Below are 16114 nucleotides of genomic sequence, written 5' to 3' on the forward strand. Positions count from 1 at the left end.
GATAGTGTGATCGATGGCTGTGTTATTGTTTCCTCCGAAAAACACGGCGTCAGTGAGGGTGTTCTGCTTTCCTTTTGCCGGTGGAAATGCGTCGGCCTATCTGAAGTTGATCTCTCAGTTACCCGAGTGGCTGGATGTTTTTCTGGTTGAGATGCCGGGCCATGGTACACGAGCGCAAGAAGCTCTGGTGAATGATATTCAGACGCTATCCGGTCAGTTATATCAAGAGCTGAAAGGCTATTGCGACAGGCCGTATGCATTGTGAAGCTGAATTGATGGTGTGGCACATAATAATATTAATAACACCAGCGTTGTTTGTAGTAAGACTAACCAACTACGATAATGGCCATTGACGGTTTATTAAAAACACGCTTGGAGATTTAACCCTCTAATGATAATCATTTGTATTGGGTGGTGTGTTTTGTCACTAAACAGTGTTGCTTTCAATTAATTAATCTTGGCATACCTAGCCCTGTGATCTTTTTGACAAAAAAACCGCCGAATGATCAGCGGTTTTTCTCTTTATGGTCTTACTGTCAGTTTTATTGCAATTTAAATTTGCTAACCAGCGCGCTTAGTTGGGCGTTGGCTGCAGAAAGGCTCTGGGTACTGTCAACGGTTGCCTGGCTGTTTTTAGTCAGTTCGTAAACCATCTCTTGTATATTGCTCATATTACGGTTGACCTCTTCAGTTACTGAGCTTTGCTCTTCAGAAGCGGTGGCGATTTGTAAACTCAGATCGTTGATCTCAACAATTGAATTAGTCATCGCATCAAGGCTTTCAGAAACTTTGGCTGTATTCTCGGCCGTATTCTCACAGCTTGATTTAGTAACGTCCATGGCAGCGACGGCACTTGACGCATCTTCACGTAGCTTGGTCAGAATCTCATTGATTTCTGCTGTGCTGGTTTGCGTGCGTGCGGCAAGCGAACGAACTTCATCGGCAACGACGGCAAAGCCTCGGCCTTGTTCGCCTGCACGTGCTGCTTCAATAGCTGCATTCAACGCCAGTAGGTTGGTCTGTTCAGCAATTTCACCAATCACACCAAGCACACTCACGATCTGCTGGGTATTTTCATTCATGGTGTTAATGCTGGTGGATGCAACACTCACTTCATCAACTAGGGCCATAACACTATTAGAAGCTTCTTCTACGATAGTTTTAGAAGTCATCGCCTCGTCATTGGCCTTCTGGGTGTTGGTTGCTGTATCTGTTGCACTCTGCGCAACGGTGTCAGCTGTTGAACTCATTTCGGTAATAGCGGTAACAACCTGATCGGTTTCTGATGCGTGGTTAGCCAGAGCCTGGTTGTTGCGTTCTGATTGCTGGTTAAGCTCCTGGATGCCATCGGTGATGTGCGAAGAGGCTTGCGAGATATCCAGTATCATTGATTGGAGATAGGTGATGAACTTGTTGACTGATTTGCCAATATCACCCAGTTCGTCATCCGAGACAATATTAATGCGCGAGGTCAAATCCGCTTCACCGGTTGAAAGGGTATCAATGCGCGCTTTGAGAACCACCAGACGTTTGATGATAGCGTTAAGAGAAATTATCGCAATAACGATGGCGGCAATAAGCAGTACCGCTGTAATGGTAATGCTCATGCTGACGTTTTCATCGAAAATCTCCTGAGTGGCGTCAGTCAGCCCTTTTTGAATGTTAAGGATGTCACTTTCGTAAGCGCCTGTTGCAATGACCCATCCCCATTCAGGGAATACTTTCTTTGCATAGACCATTTTATTTTCAGTTTGCTTGGTCGTCGGGTTTTCGAACGCGATTTTAACGAAAACATCCGACTTACCTTGAATCTGATTGGCAATCAGGCGTGTCGTTGAAGGGATAACTGTACCGATAATTTCTTTTTTCGGGTGAGCAAGAATCTTACCGTCTTTGTTTTGTACCCAGAAATAGCCATTATCGCCGTATTTGCTTGAGCTTATTGTGTTGAGTGCGGCCTGTAACTTGTCATGTTTAAGCGTACTGATGTATTCACCTGTGGCAATAACAAGATTCAGAGGTTCAAAGAAGACTGAAGCGGTGATTTTCTCTTCAATTTTGTTGGTGGTCGGGTTTAGGAAGTAATAGCTGCTAAAACCAATCGTACTGCCCTTAGCTGCATTTACGATGTTTTGCGCATAGTAGTTACCCTTTTTATCGGTTTTGTCAAATGAACTGGTACCGATAATTTTCTTATTCACACCGTTTGCAATATTGATAATCGAATCGGCGTCATAAGCTAAGATGTAACGGCCATTGTTCCAACGGTATTCATTAATGAAGGCATTAATATTTGCCTTTGCATCGTAAACGGAACCGCTATTCTGATAGATTTTTTCAATGGTATTGCGAAACGTTGTTATTTCTTTTCCTAATTCGCTTTTAATGCTCTCTAGTTTTGATTGTTCATAATAATCGGTGATTGAACGGCTGACAGTGTCAACTTGCCCCATTAAGTTGTCATTCATTAATTTAGCAACCTGGCGCTTTACATTATTACTTTCAACTTCCAGGACATTTTTTTCGGTATTTAATTGACTGGTAATGAAAAATCCCCCTAAAACAAGTAAGGGAATACACAAAAGTGCAGTGAGTTTCGTCTTTATTGTTAACTTCATGGCTTTTAATTCCCTGAATAATAAGGGGGACAATATTTAATGAGTATGGTTGTGTATGTTTTGGATATAGTGAGTGTGCTAATTATAAAATGCTCAATTCGAACAGATCTATATATGGCATTAAACTATCGGCGGGAAAAATGTGATCTTGCTCTAAATAAATAGTTATTAAAAATAACCATTTGTATTATCAATTTGTTGTTGAACAATGCGTTGTCTATTGTTCTTCTATGCTGACTCAATACACTAAATTGATATATGCTTACATATCTTGTTTTATTTTTGATGTGTTGCCTTAATTATTGGTCACATAAGGCAGAACTGTCTTATGCAATTGGTTTGGCTTGCTGGGCGGTATATTTAATGAACATAACTTTTAAATGTAATCCTCATTGGTTTTGGTGGAATTATGACCAGGATGTCTATTTTTGCCTTGCTTTTTCTCCTTCCTGAATTAGAATCCTTGACCTTCTGCTTTGGAAGAATATGTATATATTTTGCATGACTAGCCAATAAGAACAATCAAAGGTGTGTAGTTATCATGATTGAACAGTTGTGAATCGCTCCCGTCAGTGAGCGACATGCAGTTTTTAGCTTTTCTTCCTTTTAAAGCGATATCCATTATTAAAGGGTCTGAACAAATGAACTCTCTTGGGTTTAAAAAAACAATAATACTATCTGTTGCATTATTAGTTGCAGCAAGCCTGCTTGCATCCAATTGGTTTGCTTATCTTTCACTGAAAGAAAGTACGATTAGGAGCGTTAATGACAAATCAATGTCGATTTTGTCATATGAGGCAGAAAAGGTAGAAACTTGGTTCAGTAACAAGGCCCAAGCGATCCAGTCTGTTGCTGACAATTATGACTCCGGCCTTACTGCGGAGATTTTTGTAAAGCTGGCGAAATTAACCGCTGATGGTTCTGGGTTCAGTTATATTGTTTTTGGATTGGATGATGGCCGTGCCTTCATGAATGAAAGCGATGATGTTTGGGTTCATGGCGTGGCAGATACCGAGAGATATGATCCTCGTGTCCGCCCTTGGTATAAGCTGGGCCAAAGGTCTGATAGCCTGGCCGTGACAGATATCTATACAGATTCCGGGACTGGTGAGAAGCTGATCTCTATCGTTAAGCGCGTTAGCAACGGGGTTGTACTTGGTGATATTGAGTTATCGATTTTGAATAAAGCGGTTCAGAATGTGAACTTCCCAGGTGCCGTAACGTCGATTGTTGATGAGTCGGGAATGGCGTTAGCCTCTAATTCTCCAGTTCTGAAGGTGGGTGTTCGTCTTGATAGCCTGGGTATGGCTGATGTGCAGAAGGCAATGGTTTCTAATCATGAGTTTACGATACCTTATACTCTTAATGGCGTTAATAAGGTGGCTTTTACCAGAACAATAGAACTGGTTAACGGTAAACGTTGGTATCTGTTCATTGGTGTGGATGAGTCCATTGCCTATGCCGAAGTAGATAAAGCATTAACCCACGCTATTTTCACCTCATTGGGTATGCTATTTGTCGGAATAGTTCTTGTTGTGGTTATTCTGAACTTCCTGTATCGCCCAATTCTGTCTTTAAAAGAAATGGTGACAGATTTGTCACAGGGGAATGGCGATCTTACTCGTCGCTTGCTAGTTACCAGTGATGATGATCTCGGTCAGATATCTCAGGGGATTAATGCCTTTATTGCCAACCTGCAAACGCTGATGCGTGATGTTTCTCAGGCTTCACAGCATATTTCACATAGTGTCGATCATCTTAAGATGCAGACCGAAGTGAACCACAAAGTCCTTACTGCCCATACATCCGAAACTGATCAGGTTGTTGCTGCGGTTGAGGAAATGAGCGCGACAGCGGGAGATGTTGCTAATAATGCGGCGGAAGCATCACAGTTTACCCACAAAACCAATGCTCAGGTGGTGGATTCGAAAGTCGTGGTAACCAATGCGACAAAAACAGTTTCGCAATTGGTTGATGAAGTTGAGAATACAGCACACAGCATTACCGCTATTGAAAAAGATACGCTGGAAATTACTAATGTCCTGAACGTGATCGGCGAAATCGCCGAGCAGACCAACCTGTTGGCGTTGAATGCGGCGATTGAAGCTGCCCGTGCTGGCGAACAAGGCCGAGGTTTTGCGGTGGTTGCTGATGAAGTCCGTGCTCTGGCGGCCAGAACACAGGAAAGCACCGGTGAAATTGAGCAGACCTTGAATAACTTGCGTAATGGCTCGAATGACGCTATTTCGGCAATGGATACAACAAAGTCGACTTGTGAAAAATCAGCCGAGACAACCTCTTTAGTGGCAAGTGATCTGGATTCGATTGCCCAGTCAGTAACTCATATCAATGATCTTAATACGCAAATAGCAACTGCGGCTGAACAACAAAGCTCGGTTGCTGGAGAGATCACCAGAAATATGAATGAGATACGTGAGATTGTGAGCAAGTTGTCTCAAAATGAAGAAGCGACGTTGAATGAAACACTTAGTCTTGCTGCGGCAAACAGCCAGCTTATATCGGTAGTCGGTAAGTTTAAGTTATAGGTTTACAATTAATCAAAGGGCTCAATATCACCACTTTCAGTGTGTGATATTGAGCCTTTTTTTGTATTGAATTAATTGCGTTAGTGAAGGGGATTTGATTAATTTCATTATTAATAATTAGGAAATGTGAATCGGGTTTTAAATTAACGTATTGATACTGGTGTTATATTCTGGTTTTTTGCATTTTTACCCGTTGTTTGCTTTTAAGTGTTTTGTGTTTGTATAGAGCACAAAGGAACTGTATTATGCGTGAATGTTAAATGGCGACGGTTTAACAGAACGATATAAATTATTTATCCTAAGGTTGCATTACCCTACCGTATATTTTTCAACTTGTTGATAAATAATGATTAAAAGAGAATTGTTACTATATGAATATAAAACAGCTATCGATAAAGACCAAATTGCTCTTTTTGGTGTTTCTCATTTCCTCCATTTTCATTTTTTCATTATTATTTATAAAATCAGCAAACAATCGAGTAGCCAGCAACTTTAACCAGTTTTATAACCATACTTTTTCGGCGACTATCTCTTTTGAAAATATTAAAAGCTTGCAAACCGACATTATGTTGAATGTCAGGGGCTTACAAATATCCTACCTTTTGAATTTAACAAATCAGGTTGATGGCTATACCTATAATGTTGATCGTTCAATAAAGGAAACGCCTGAGTTGATGGCGAAGCTGAGAAGTGAATTTAACGGTGATATGACTTTGGTTGAAAAGCTGAATCGCCAAATCTTAACTTTCCAGAATAAGACAAACGCTTTCGTAAAGGCGATGCAGTCAAGCGAAAATAACAAAGCTCCATTTCCTGTGTTTGCCGCATTTCGTGATTCTTATTCAGAATTGGATAAACAGTTTAATGAGCTGACCGAAATAAATAAGCAGGCAGCTGATTTTTCACATAAAGATGCGACTGAAGCAATCAGCAACGCGACGTGGATGTTTTATGTTTCGGTTGTCGTTGCTCTGCTTATTGCAGCTCTGGTAGCGGTTCTGTTTTCAAACAAAATGATCAGTAATATTAACCGGGTTAAAGATGCGGCTGTTGATTTGGCTCAGGGTAAGTTAACAACGCATTGTGATGTTGAAGGCGGGGATGAAATTGCTCAGTTGAGTGATGCATTAAACTCAACGATTCAGAACCTGAACAAGACACTGGCTGCTATCAGTAGTTCTACACAAGTTGTTACTAACAATAGCCAGGCGCTACTTGAAGCAAACAATACTATTCAGGATGTTTCTACAGAGGTGTCAGACAATACGGTTCAGGCGGCGACGGCAATTGAAGAGTTGACCATTACCAGTAAAGACATTGCTAACAATACATCAGAAACAGCACATACTTCCGACAGCATGACAGCGCTGGCTCATAAGGGCATTGAGTCATCCAATGAGACTAAAGATGCTGTGATGGGGCTGGTAAGTAATTTGGATAAGGCTTCGGGTGTTGTCGGTCAGTTAAGGGATGAATCAAGCCGGATAGAAAGTATTCTTGACGTGATCCGTGGTATTTCCGAGCAGACCAACTTGCTGGCATTGAATGCAGCTATTGAAGCGGCGCGCGCCGGTGAGCAGGGCCGTGGGTTTGCTGTTGTAGCTGATGAAGTCCGTAGTCTGGCTCAACGTTCCCAATCATCGGTGAATGAGATTGAGACCATGCTGACACAGTTGAGTTCTGCCTGTGAGCATACCGTTAATATGATGGCTGAAAGTACCGAAATCGCTACTTCGGCAGAAGGCAGGGTTGTTGAAAGTAACGAGTTGATTGAAGATATCCTGTCGATGATCCAACAGGTGAATGCTCAGACTCAGCAAATTGCAACGGCAGCAGAAGAGCAGAGCTCGGTGGCAGCTGAAATTAGTACTAATATGCATGTGGTGCAGGAGTTGTCTAATAAGGCGGCAGAGATATCTTCTGAGACTGTCTCCAGTAGTGACGAAATGAACCATGTTAGCCAGCAGGTACAAGATCAGGTACGATTCTTTGAGTTGCGTTAATTAATACCAAATTGAAAAAGGCCATCAATGAGTATTGATGGCCTTTATTTTTTATAATGATTTAATTAGTTCAATTAGCCACAAACAAACCAGGAGTTTGCTGCCGCTGTAATATAGGCTAATCGATGCCATTCAAGTTGCTCTAGTGCAGGAGCTGTTCTGATATCTCCTCTTAATTTTGTTGTGGCAGCCACTTTGACCATTCCGCCATTAACGCTGTGTACGGTGCCCCGGTAGGTGTAGCCGGCGGGAGAATCTGCCGGACGGTTATACAGGCAGACGATGGCTCCTATTCTGGTGTAGATATATTCGCTTTCTTCGTTCCATAACTCGGTTGCGACAGGTTCTTGTGGAGCCTGATAGAGGTGTCCGAGTGTTGAATCAGGGATCACCAATTGACGTTTGGCTGAATAAGGCTGGTAGCCCAGTACTTTGGCGGCTTCAAACCACTGGTTATGGTTTGCTTCGGTATTTTCTACTACTTTCAGGGTGACAAATGGCCCGTCGAGACATAGGTCTGACCATAATTCAGTACTGGATATTTTGGCATAGAATAATGGGTATTCATCAATTGTATTGCTGTTATAGACACACCAGGTACCAGTTTGCTGATGGATTAGCTGTCCATGGTTGGCATCACAGACGCGTTTAGCCAGTAGATTGAACTCTTCAATATCATCGGCTGCACTTTGCGGACTATTGGCACAGTAGCGGTAGGTAAATGAGAAAGCACTTTTAGGATAGAACAGACCTTTGTCTACCACTGCGCCATTAATGCGCGTGTCATTAAGAGTAATGAAGCTTTTTGCATAGTCGTTAAAACGATAGGTGTGGATGTTGGATTCTGAGTCTGAGAGCGAGCTACAACCTGAGAGAGAAAGGGCAGAGAGTACAGTCGGTACCATTACAGATATATTGAATCGTGCAGACATCATTTTCCAGACATACATACGCAACACACCTGTAACCGTAATAATAAATATTTTTAATTATATAAGCTGTTCATAGTATGGCAGCTTTTTGGAATATAGGGAGTGTGATCGCATAGCAATAAACCATTCTATTAGTCAGGTAATATGTGCGACTGATTTCATTTTTTATGGTTTATTATGTTTAAAAACAAGCTGTTATTGCTATCTTCTGTTGCAATGCTTTCTCACCCGGTGATGGCGGCAAGTTTCAATGATTTGGCTGAACTCAATCAGAGTGATTATCAGGTTATTGATTGTCGTTCCAGTAATCATTACAACGGCTGGCCAGAGGAAGGACAAAGCCGTGGAGGCCATTATCCCGCTGCATTTAATATTGATGCGAATTGGCTGGATTCTCTTAATACTGATGATTTTTCCGCTTTGCTTGACAAGCAGGGTATTCAAACGGACAAGAGAACTTTTCTTTATTGTGATGCTGAAAAAGCAGAGAAACTACATCAAAAATTAGTTCAGTTGGGTATTAAGAACGTTGGCCTCATTGAAGAAGGCGTGACTGCCTATAAAGGCGAACTGGAAGTATTGGAAAACTATCAGCAACTGGTTCCAGCATCATGGTTGAAACAGCTGATTGGCGGTCAGAATGTCAGTCATTCTCCTGAGAAAGGCTACGCACTTGTGGAAGTAGCGTACGGCCCGCCGACAAAATATCTGGTATCGCATATTCCGTCTGCTCAGTACCTTAATACCAACGATATCGAATCAGAGCCATTGTGGAATAAGGTTGATGATAAAAAGCTGGCCGAAACGATCAGAAACCTCGGTATTCGCTTTGATACAACCGTAATTTTGTATGGCCGCGATAATATTCCGGCAGCTCGCGCAGCTAATATTCTGATGTACGCCGGGGTTAAGGATGTGCGGTTACTCAATGGCGGCTGGACTGCCTGGGTTGATGCCGGCTATCAGACAGAACCGATGCGCAACCATGCTGAACCGGTTGATTTTGGCAAACAGATTCCGGCAAATCCTCAGTACATCATTGATGTGCCGGAAGCGAGAGATATTCTGGCTGATCCTGAGCATAAGTCACTGGTGAGTATCCGTACCTGGGATGAGTATATCGGTAAGATCAGCGGTTACACCTATATCAAACCGAAAGGTCGGATTGTCGGTTCTAAATGGGGGCATGCCGGTTCTGACTCATTGCACCTGGAAGATTTTCGAAATCCGGATCAGACTATGGTCAGCCCAAATGTCATGATGCGTTACTGGCAGCCATGGGGAATTAATAAAGATCAGAAAGTTTCTTTCTATTGCGGGACCGGTTGGCGAGCTTCAGAGACTTTCTTCTACACCTATGTGATGGGCTGGAAAGACATCAGTGTGTTTGATGGTGGCTGGTATGAATGGAGCGGTGATCCTGCCAATCCGACTACCACTGGTGAGCCGAAGAAAAACATTTAACTCATTCAATTGGAAAGATAATTGAAAGGAGCGCAAAGCGCTCCTTTTTTCGTATTGATCAAAAAAGGGTTAGCTATTGAGAGAGCTGCCAGCTGATGGCAGAGCGTTCCATGGCCTGCATCAGGACCAGCAGTTGGGCGAAGGCTTGTGCCGAGCCGATATTATTTTTTGCGTCAGCGGTTAGCTGTTGGCTGAGGGGCAGAACTTCGACAAGACCCAATAGTTCAGCATCCTGCTGCCAGCGTTTTAGCTGGGTGCGGATTGATGGTGTCAGGTTGTCTGTTCCTTGCAGGCAAATCATTTGGGCGATCTGGTGCCACTGGCTGAAAAAGGTGCTGAGATTATGGTTGTGCATGGCTTTTTGCCTTTGTATTGAAGTCCGTTGCAGTGAATATATCCAATAGATGGAATCCGACTGTCGATATGCTAGGTACCCAACGCCCGAATAAGAGTTTGGAACCCTTTTTTTTCGCGTTCCTTTGGCAATGTGCGTCAAAGGTAACGGTGAGCGTTTGACCGCATAGGGTCTCTACGGTGCAGTTGCCGTATGCTTGGTGTGAGTGCCAAGTCACCGTCATATCGCTGTCAGTGAGCACCCAGCCTAATGCATCGGTCAGTGGGTCGAAAAAAGGCTGACTGTACTGGTTTCCCAGTCGCTGCCACTGTGAATGGACAGACAAGGCCGGGTCGTCTTCCAAATTGTCCCAGCTGATAGCTTCCGGGGCCGAAAGCAGGCAGTCTATTTTCAACGAATGGTTATCGCTGACTTGGCCCTTAAAATCGACACTTTGGAAGGCCAGTTCAGGTAGGGAAATCGTCTGATTGTCTGCCGTGATAATCCGTTGTCCCTTTAGAGCGGTGCGGTGGTCCCAACTGCGATCCATATGGGCTTTTCGACCTTCACTAATGCAGTACCAGCGCGCGGCTTGTCGTTCATACAGGTAGAAACGGTAGCCTCTGGCATCGTCTTCGCTATGCCAGTATTCAGCGCGGACAGCCATGACATCCTGTAAGGTGACAGGGGTATATTGCCTTTTGTGTCGACCTGCCAGTTGGTAAAGGGGGAGTTGGCTCGGTGCGGCCTGAATTGCTCGCAGGTAAAGCAGCAGCTGTCCAATTTGTTCAAGGGCAATATCAGTCGTTGCGGTGAGATGCCGTTTGGTAACGCCATTGAGGGTTCGCAGCAGTTTTCCCAGCAAGGTGGCGATTTTCGGTAGGTCGTGCTGACCCAGTTCGGTAACGAAGCTCTCTCCTTGCGTAAGCTGGATCGGTAAGACGTTCTTCAGTCCATAGCCCAGTATTTGGTTGAGCCAGTGTTCGACTTCCTTAATTTTCTCTCGCTGAGGCTCTTTTAGTTGTGTTTGTTGTTGCTCAGAAGGCAAGGTGAAGCGTGACTCCTGTACCGATAGCCCTATTATTGCCAAGGCTTGATGTTGACAACGAGTTTCCTGACAGGAGCAAACGAGGTGGTTCCAGTCAACTTGGGCTGGCAAATAAACTTGATAGGTTTTTTTGCCAATCTGGCAGTCGATCAGCGCATGATCGGGATGAGTACTCAGCTTTATGGTTGCGCCTTTATGCCAGCTTGTTAGCGCTTTCTGGCTTTTGGCCTTGCCAAAAATAGCTTCCAGCTCCGCATAGTTTTCGACAAGCCATGGGGCTATTTCGAATGCTACGGGGCTTGCTGCGGGTTGCGATGCGGGCAGGGATTGCAGAGCAAGTATAAAGGCTATTTTATGGCTGCAAGGCTCAAGGGCTCCACAATCACATTGTAGGGCAGTCAGTTCGGGGGCTGCCAGAGTGATCTGAAAACTATCAATGTGGCCGCTAATCGTATGTTCTTCGATTTGCCATTGAGTGATATCTGCATTGGCTGCCTGCTTTTTGGCACGGCGGAGCAGGCCTCGGTTGGTCCAGGTCAGCAGAAACTCATCGGTAATTTGTTGGGTCCAGGCTAGCAGCGTCATTTCTTTATCACCTCGGCAATCCATTTGCTCAAGTTTTCCGGTGTCATTGATGCTATGGGCATACCTTTCGCGAGCAAATGTTCGGTTACATGGTTGTTGTACTGGGCATTGCCCTGTTGATCCAATGCTGTCAGGCCGAGCAGGGTAATGCCATCTTGCTGCATCTTGTCGACAGTTTGATAGAGTGGCTGCGGCGAGCCGCCTTCGGCAAAGTCGCTGATAAGGACAACGATAGAACGTTGCGGGTGCTCGATTTGGCTGTGGGTAAAGGCAAGTGCACCACCGATGTCTGTTCCGCCGCCCATCTGTACATTTAGCAGGACATTGAGTGGTGAATCGGCCTGATCGGTGAAATTGACAACTCGGGTATCGAAGAGGTAGAGCCGGATGTTGATCATCGGCAAGCGGCAGAATATCGCAGCAATTACTGAAGCGTGGATCAGGGCGCTGAGCATTGAGCCGCTCTGATCAATCACCAGATAGATATCCCACGGAATCTGGTTGTGTTGGGTCTGGTAGAAAAATGGTCTTTCCAGAATAAACGTGTCGTCTTCCGACTGGTAATGCTTCAAATTGCGCGTTATCGTGCGTTGCCAGTCGGTATAGGACAATGGCATGGGGCGAGCCTGTGTCAGCGGGATCCGTTGGCGGCTGAACATGCTGCGAACCGGCTGTGATAACACTTGTTCAAGTTCTTCACATACAGTGCTGATAATACGCTCGATCTCTGGCGACAGGCTTTCTGGTAGTTTGTCCTTGAAGGCCAGTAAGGTTTGTAGCAGTGCCATATCCGGCTTTTGTTGACGCAGCAGTTCTTCGTCCATTAGCAATTCAGTCAAACCGTAATGGTCTAATCCGTGACGTTGCAAGATATCGGCCGTTGCTTTCGGGAAGGCTCGCCGCACTTTGTGCAGCCAGTCGACCGGGCAGGGCGAGCCGGAGTGTCTTCCGCCAATGTGGTGCCATGGCACCCTTGCCTGATACTCCCTGTCATAAAGCTCATCCAGACATTCGTCTTTACGTGCATCGTCCTCGCCGAGTGTCTGTGGAGATCGGTTACCGAGGATCAGACGCCAGCGGCGGGAAAGTTCGTGATTATTCAAAATCGATCCCCCAGAACTCTAAACCTTGTAGTGCGTGCTGTCTGATTTGTTGCATCAATGCAATGTCACAGGCGTCGGGTTGTCTTTCATATGCGATTTGACCGGGATTTTGCTGGCAAAGTTCACTAACTTGCGCAAAAGCATCGTAGTTGAGTTGCAGGAATGCCCGTCGCATCGCTGGCAGGATTTGCAGGAATAGCGTTTCGTCGCACGAGGTTAGAAATTGATCTAACTGTTGTTTCAGGTTGGCTTGCTGGTATAGCAAATAGTCAGCTGCGATGGCGATACCATAGCAAAAATCACCCAAAGCATCAGGCTCTCGGTGGCACTGTTCGATGACGGTTTGCAGAGCGTCGCCCAGAATCGGACTGTTATCAGTTTGGGATAGTACTGTTGCGATGGCAGCACTGGCGCCATGAAGGGCGTAGGTGTACTGGCTGGCCGGGATAGCGATTAATGCATCTTGCAGGTAGCTCGGTTGGCAAATATCGACACGTTGTTGCGTCAGCTTCAGAAGCTCTGCCAGCAGTGGTAATAGTTCTTTTTCATGGCGTGGATCGACCAGTCTTGGCAGGCGGGCACAGAGCCGAACGAAACTGTGCTGTATTACCTGCTCAAACTCATGCTGGTGGCTGTGAGCAAGCAGCCGATTGCCCAACAGGCACTGGAAAAGTAATGACAGTGAGGGATAGAGTTGTGTCAGATCCGTTTCGCTGTCGATTTGGCGTTTGACCAGTGCAAGTAACGGCGATAACCAGTTTGGTATGCCCATTTGCAGAGCTGCGAGCAGTAACGTGACGCTCTGGTAGCTTGTCATATCGCTGCGGTTTAGTCGCTGGCGGAGGGTATTGTGGATCACCTCTTCTATCGTGCTGCCAAGATGACTCTGTTCGACAAGAGCACTTTCGGTTTCCGGGCTGAATCGGATTAACCATTGTTCCCGCACCCGTTGTAATTCAGATTGGCCTGCGAAATTAGGGCCACTCAATTGTGTCGCGTAGGGAACACCCAGGAACGCCAACTGGTGCAAAAATTGTGATTGCCGAAGGTGGTTGGGCTGCCGGTAGATGGCCAGTTCCTTGCGGATTTCACCGTCGATCAGTTGCGAAGGTAGTTTCAACTGGCTACTGCGTTCACGAAAATCGATGACAATCGGCGCTGTTGGTAAATTTTTGGCAAGGCTTCCTGCTTTTGACTCAGTAAAGAACTCATCAATCCAGGCATGGAATGCGTGTTGGGTTTCTTTGATAAAAGTCAGTTGCGCAGCTTCGATGAATTCGCTGCGTCCCGGGGCAATATCACGCAGCTGTGCCAGTTGTTCAGCTGCCACAACCAAGTCAACGCATTGTGGTATGGCAACGTTGTGGCCTTTGCTGGCAAGGAAACTCATTAGATCGGTGGCCAGTTCAGTGTGAACATGGCGGGTTAGAGTCCCGAGTTTTTTGAGTGGAGCCGTTTTCAGCTTTTTCCACCAGTGGGCATAGTAACCACTGTGGCTGAGGCTGGCACCATAATGGCGGTGGCTTAACCGTGACAGCGGATAAGGGACTAGGTGGCAGCCGGATCGCTGGTTGCGTTCTGGCTCAAGATTAAGAGGCTGTTCCTGCTGGAGGAAATGCCAAATTCCCTGACAGTGGAATGCGCCGCATACGACCAGGACTTTTTGTCCGGCGGCGAGGCATGGCGCGATACGGTTTGCCATGTACTGCTCGCGCAGTAGGGTATGTGGTTCGGCATCGGTTTGGTGCCGGCGCATCTGGCTGCCAAACAACTGCATTTGTTCGAAGAAGGATTCAGCTGAAGCCGAGTATTGATGCTCAAAGTAGCGGTCCCACCATTGATCAAATGATTCACAATGGCTTTGGGCAAGCAATGCCTCGATATAGGTTTGGCTGAAAGTAGCTTCGCTATCGTAGAGCAGCGGATCGGTGTTTGATATTTCCTCGTTTTCGTCCTCACTCAATTGTATTGGCCAGTGGGTATATGGCAGATCGATAAACTGGCAGGGTATGTTGTGTAGTTTCCCGGCTTGCAGGGCATTCCATTCGGGTGACATTGGGGCGAACGGGATAAAACCGCGTCGTGCTTGGTTGTCTTTGGCGATGCTGTACATGTACGCGGCCACGGGCGGTTTTGTCTCGCTGGATTGCAAGTAGGCGATTAGCGACTGCGCGTCGGCAGGGGTTTCAATCAAAATCACATCGGGCTTATGCCGTTTGATCAGTCGCAGCAACTGCCAGCTACAGATTGGACTATGGTGACGAACCGGTGCCCAGATCAGATTGGGGTTGCCGTTGAGTGGCGCCAAAGCCATTTTGTTAGCGTCCGGCATCTTGGCTGCCTTCGAGGAATGAAGACCACAGCGGATCATTGCTACGCTTGCGTTTGATGACACGCAGATAATCTTGCAGGCAGGCTTCGTCTTTGTGGTTGTCTTTGATCACGGCACCTTGCAGGTAGGTGGCAAGGTGGGCCGGGGTGATGGCTTGTTCACCGAAGTAATGACATTGCATTGCGGCATGGTAGGCGAGATTGATTGCCTCCGGTACAGACAACAAGGTTGATGGCGACTCGATGGCGATACCGGCAACAGTGCCTGATTTGAGTTCGTCGAACACGGTCACCAACAGGGTCGCGGTATCTTGATCCAGGCGCAGTCCGATGTCGTCATATTGCAGCCTGTCGTTGACTTGGCCTAGTACCAGTTCAATACGGTCCTTGCGCTGTGCCAGCGGTTTTAGTGTCTCGAAGTTGAAACGGCGCTTGAGGGCAGAGGAAATTTGGTTTACACCGCGGTCATTGAGGTTGGCTGTGGCGATGATGTTGAATCCCGGTTGCGACAGCAGGTAGTTCTGCTCATGCTGGATTTCGGGAATATGCAAAATACGGTCAGAAAGAACCGGGATCAGGCTGTCCTGCACTTCAGTCGGGCAGCGGGTGAGCTCTTCGAAGCGCATGATGGCTCCGTTCTTCATCGCTTGGTAGAGCGGACCCGGCACCATGGCATCAAGCGTCGGTCCTGATTTCAACAGGGCGGCATAGTTCCAGCTGTAGCGGATATTTTCCTCAAACAAGCCGGCACTGCCTTGTACTGTGAGGGTGCTGTTACCGCAGATTGCTGCTGTCAGTAACTCAGAAAGCAAAGACTTGGCCGTACCGGGTTCGCCGACCAGTAACAGGCCTTGCTGCCCCAGCAGGGTAATAATGGCGCGTTCGACGGCACTATCGTTACCGTAGATCTTGCGGGTAATGGTTTGGCCCGCAATCGGCTGTTCGCTGCCAAGAATGAAGGTGCGAACCATTTTCGGGCTTAACTGCCAGCCTGCGGGTTTGGCAAAAGTATCGGCTTCGCGAAGGGCGTTAAGTTGGTTCTGGTATTGCTGTTCTGCGGGCAGGCGCTGTACGTTCATGATATTGCTCTATGCAATACAGCCAAAGCGGAAGTCGCTTTGGCTGTTAATTAAAAAGTTCCCGTTTCAGG

The 16114-nt window shown here is 46.1% G+C and carries 11 protein-coding genes; 4 read left to right on the plus strand and 7 right to left on the minus strand.

Going from position 1 to position 16114, the window contains the following annotated elements:
* Nucleotides 1–13 precede the first annotated feature (13 nt).
* Nucleotides 14–265 carry a thioesterase II family protein gene (locus Q0852_RS12645; protein ID WP_299018428.1) on the plus strand — a complete coding sequence of 84 codons (252 nt, stop codon included), beginning with the start codon at nucleotides 14–16 and terminating at the stop codon, nucleotides 263–265.
* Between the two features lie 277 nt (nucleotides 266–542).
* Here Q0852_RS12645 and Q0852_RS12650 read toward each other — a convergent pair whose 3' ends face one another.
* Nucleotides 543–2618: a methyl-accepting chemotaxis protein gene (locus tag Q0852_RS12650; protein ID WP_299018430.1), complete on the minus strand. Its 2076-nt coding sequence runs from the start codon at nucleotides 2616–2618 to the stop codon at nucleotides 543–545.
* Nucleotides 2619–3259: 641 nt separating this feature from the next.
* Between Q0852_RS12650 and Q0852_RS12655 the strand changes: the two genes are divergently transcribed.
* Both Q0852_RS12655 and Q0852_RS12660 read left to right on the plus strand, forming a co-directional pair.
* Nucleotides 3260–5164: a methyl-accepting chemotaxis protein gene (locus Q0852_RS12655; RefSeq protein ID WP_299018501.1), complete on the plus strand. Its 1905-nt coding sequence runs from the start codon at nucleotides 3260–3262 to the stop codon at nucleotides 5162–5164.
* Between the two features lie 674 nt (nucleotides 5165–5838).
* Nucleotides 5839–7167 (plus strand): methyl-accepting chemotaxis protein, encoded by a 1329-nt coding sequence (locus Q0852_RS12660; protein WP_299018432.1) that lies wholly within the window; start codon nucleotides 5839–5841, stop codon nucleotides 7165–7167.
* A 74-nt stretch (nucleotides 7168–7241) separates the two neighbouring features.
* Here the strand turns inward: Q0852_RS12660 and Q0852_RS12665 are convergent, their stop codons facing one another.
* The gene (locus Q0852_RS12665) at nucleotides 7242–8117 is read right to left on the minus strand and encodes a hypothetical protein (RefSeq protein WP_299018434.1); all 876 of its coding nucleotides are present in this window, start codon (nucleotides 8115–8117) and stop codon (nucleotides 7242–7244) included.
* 159 nt (nucleotides 8118–8276) lie between these two features.
* On the opposite strand from Q0852_RS12665, the gene Q0852_RS12670 reads away from it, so the two are divergent.
* Nucleotides 8277–9563, plus strand: a complete 1287-nt coding sequence (locus Q0852_RS12670) for a sulfurtransferase (protein WP_299018436.1) — start codon at nucleotides 8277–8279, stop codon at nucleotides 9561–9563.
* A gap of 73 nt (nucleotides 9564–9636) precedes the next feature.
* Here the strand turns inward: Q0852_RS12670 and Q0852_RS12675 are convergent, their stop codons facing one another.
* Genes Q0852_RS12675 through Q0852_RS12695 form a run of 5 tightly spaced genes read right to left on the minus strand, consistent with a single transcriptional unit; the run spans nucleotide 9637 to nucleotide 16043 of the window.
* A complete protein-coding gene (locus tag Q0852_RS12675) occupies nucleotides 9637–9918 on the minus strand; it encodes a hypothetical protein (protein ID WP_299018438.1) in 282 nt (93 codons plus the stop codon).
* On the minus strand, nucleotides 9905–11530 hold the full coding sequence (locus tag Q0852_RS12680) for a hypothetical protein (RefSeq protein ID WP_299018440.1): 1626 nt from the start codon (nucleotides 11528–11530) through the stop codon (nucleotides 9905–9907). Before Q0852_RS12680 ends, Q0852_RS12675 begins: the two co-directional genes overlap by 14 nt.
* Entirely contained in the window at nucleotides 11527–12633 is a 1107-nt protein-coding gene (locus Q0852_RS12685; RefSeq protein ID WP_299018442.1) for a VWA domain-containing protein, read from the minus strand. Before Q0852_RS12685 ends, Q0852_RS12680 begins: the two co-directional genes overlap by 4 nt.
* The gene (locus tag Q0852_RS12690; RefSeq protein WP_299018443.1) at nucleotides 12626–15028 is read right to left on the minus strand and encodes a DUF5682 family protein; all 2403 of its coding nucleotides are present in this window, start codon (nucleotides 15026–15028) and stop codon (nucleotides 12626–12628) included. Before Q0852_RS12690 ends, Q0852_RS12685 begins: the two co-directional genes overlap by 8 nt.
* Entirely contained in the window at nucleotides 14952–16043 is a 1092-nt protein-coding gene (locus tag Q0852_RS12695; RefSeq protein ID WP_299018445.1) for an AAA family ATPase, read from the minus strand. Before Q0852_RS12695 ends, Q0852_RS12690 begins: the two co-directional genes overlap by 77 nt.
* Nucleotides 16044–16114 lie beyond the last annotated feature (71 nt).

This window comes from uncultured Photobacterium sp. (assembly GCF_947502415.1).
Lineage (GTDB): Bacteria > Pseudomonadota > Gammaproteobacteria > Enterobacterales > Vibrionaceae > Photobacterium.

Excerpts from the sequence above, each read along its gene's own strand:
- Q0852_RS12645 (WP_299018428.1), top strand. The coding sequence starts at position 14 with ATGGCTGTGTTATTGTTTCCTCCGAAAAACACGGCGTCAGTGAGGGTG.
- Q0852_RS12650 (WP_299018430.1), bottom strand. The coding sequence starts at position 2,618 with ATGAAGTTAACAATAAAGACGAAACTCACTGCACTTTTGTGTATTCCC.
- Q0852_RS12655 (WP_299018501.1), top strand. The coding sequence starts at position 3,260 with ATGAACTCTCTTGGGTTTAAAAAAACAATAATACTATCTGTTGCATTA.
- Q0852_RS12660 (WP_299018432.1), top strand. The coding sequence starts at position 5,839 with ATGGCGAAGCTGAGAAGTGAATTTAACGGTGATATGACTTTGGTTGAA.
- Q0852_RS12665 (WP_299018434.1), bottom strand. The coding sequence starts at position 8,117 with ATGTATGTCTGGAAAATGATGTCTGCACGATTCAATATATCTGTAATG.
- Q0852_RS12670 (WP_299018436.1), top strand. The coding sequence starts at position 8,277 with ATGTTTAAAAACAAGCTGTTATTGCTATCTTCTGTTGCAATGCTTTCT.
- Q0852_RS12675 (WP_299018438.1), bottom strand. The coding sequence starts at position 9,918 with ATGCACAACCATAATCTCAGCACCTTTTTCAGCCAGTGGCACCAGATC.
- Q0852_RS12680 (WP_299018440.1), bottom strand. The coding sequence starts at position 11,530 with ATGACGCTGCTAGCCTGGACCCAACAAATTACCGATGAGTTTCTGCTG.
- Q0852_RS12695 (WP_299018445.1), bottom strand. The coding sequence starts at position 16,043 with ATGAACGTACAGCGCCTGCCCGCAGAACAGCAATACCAGAACCAACTT.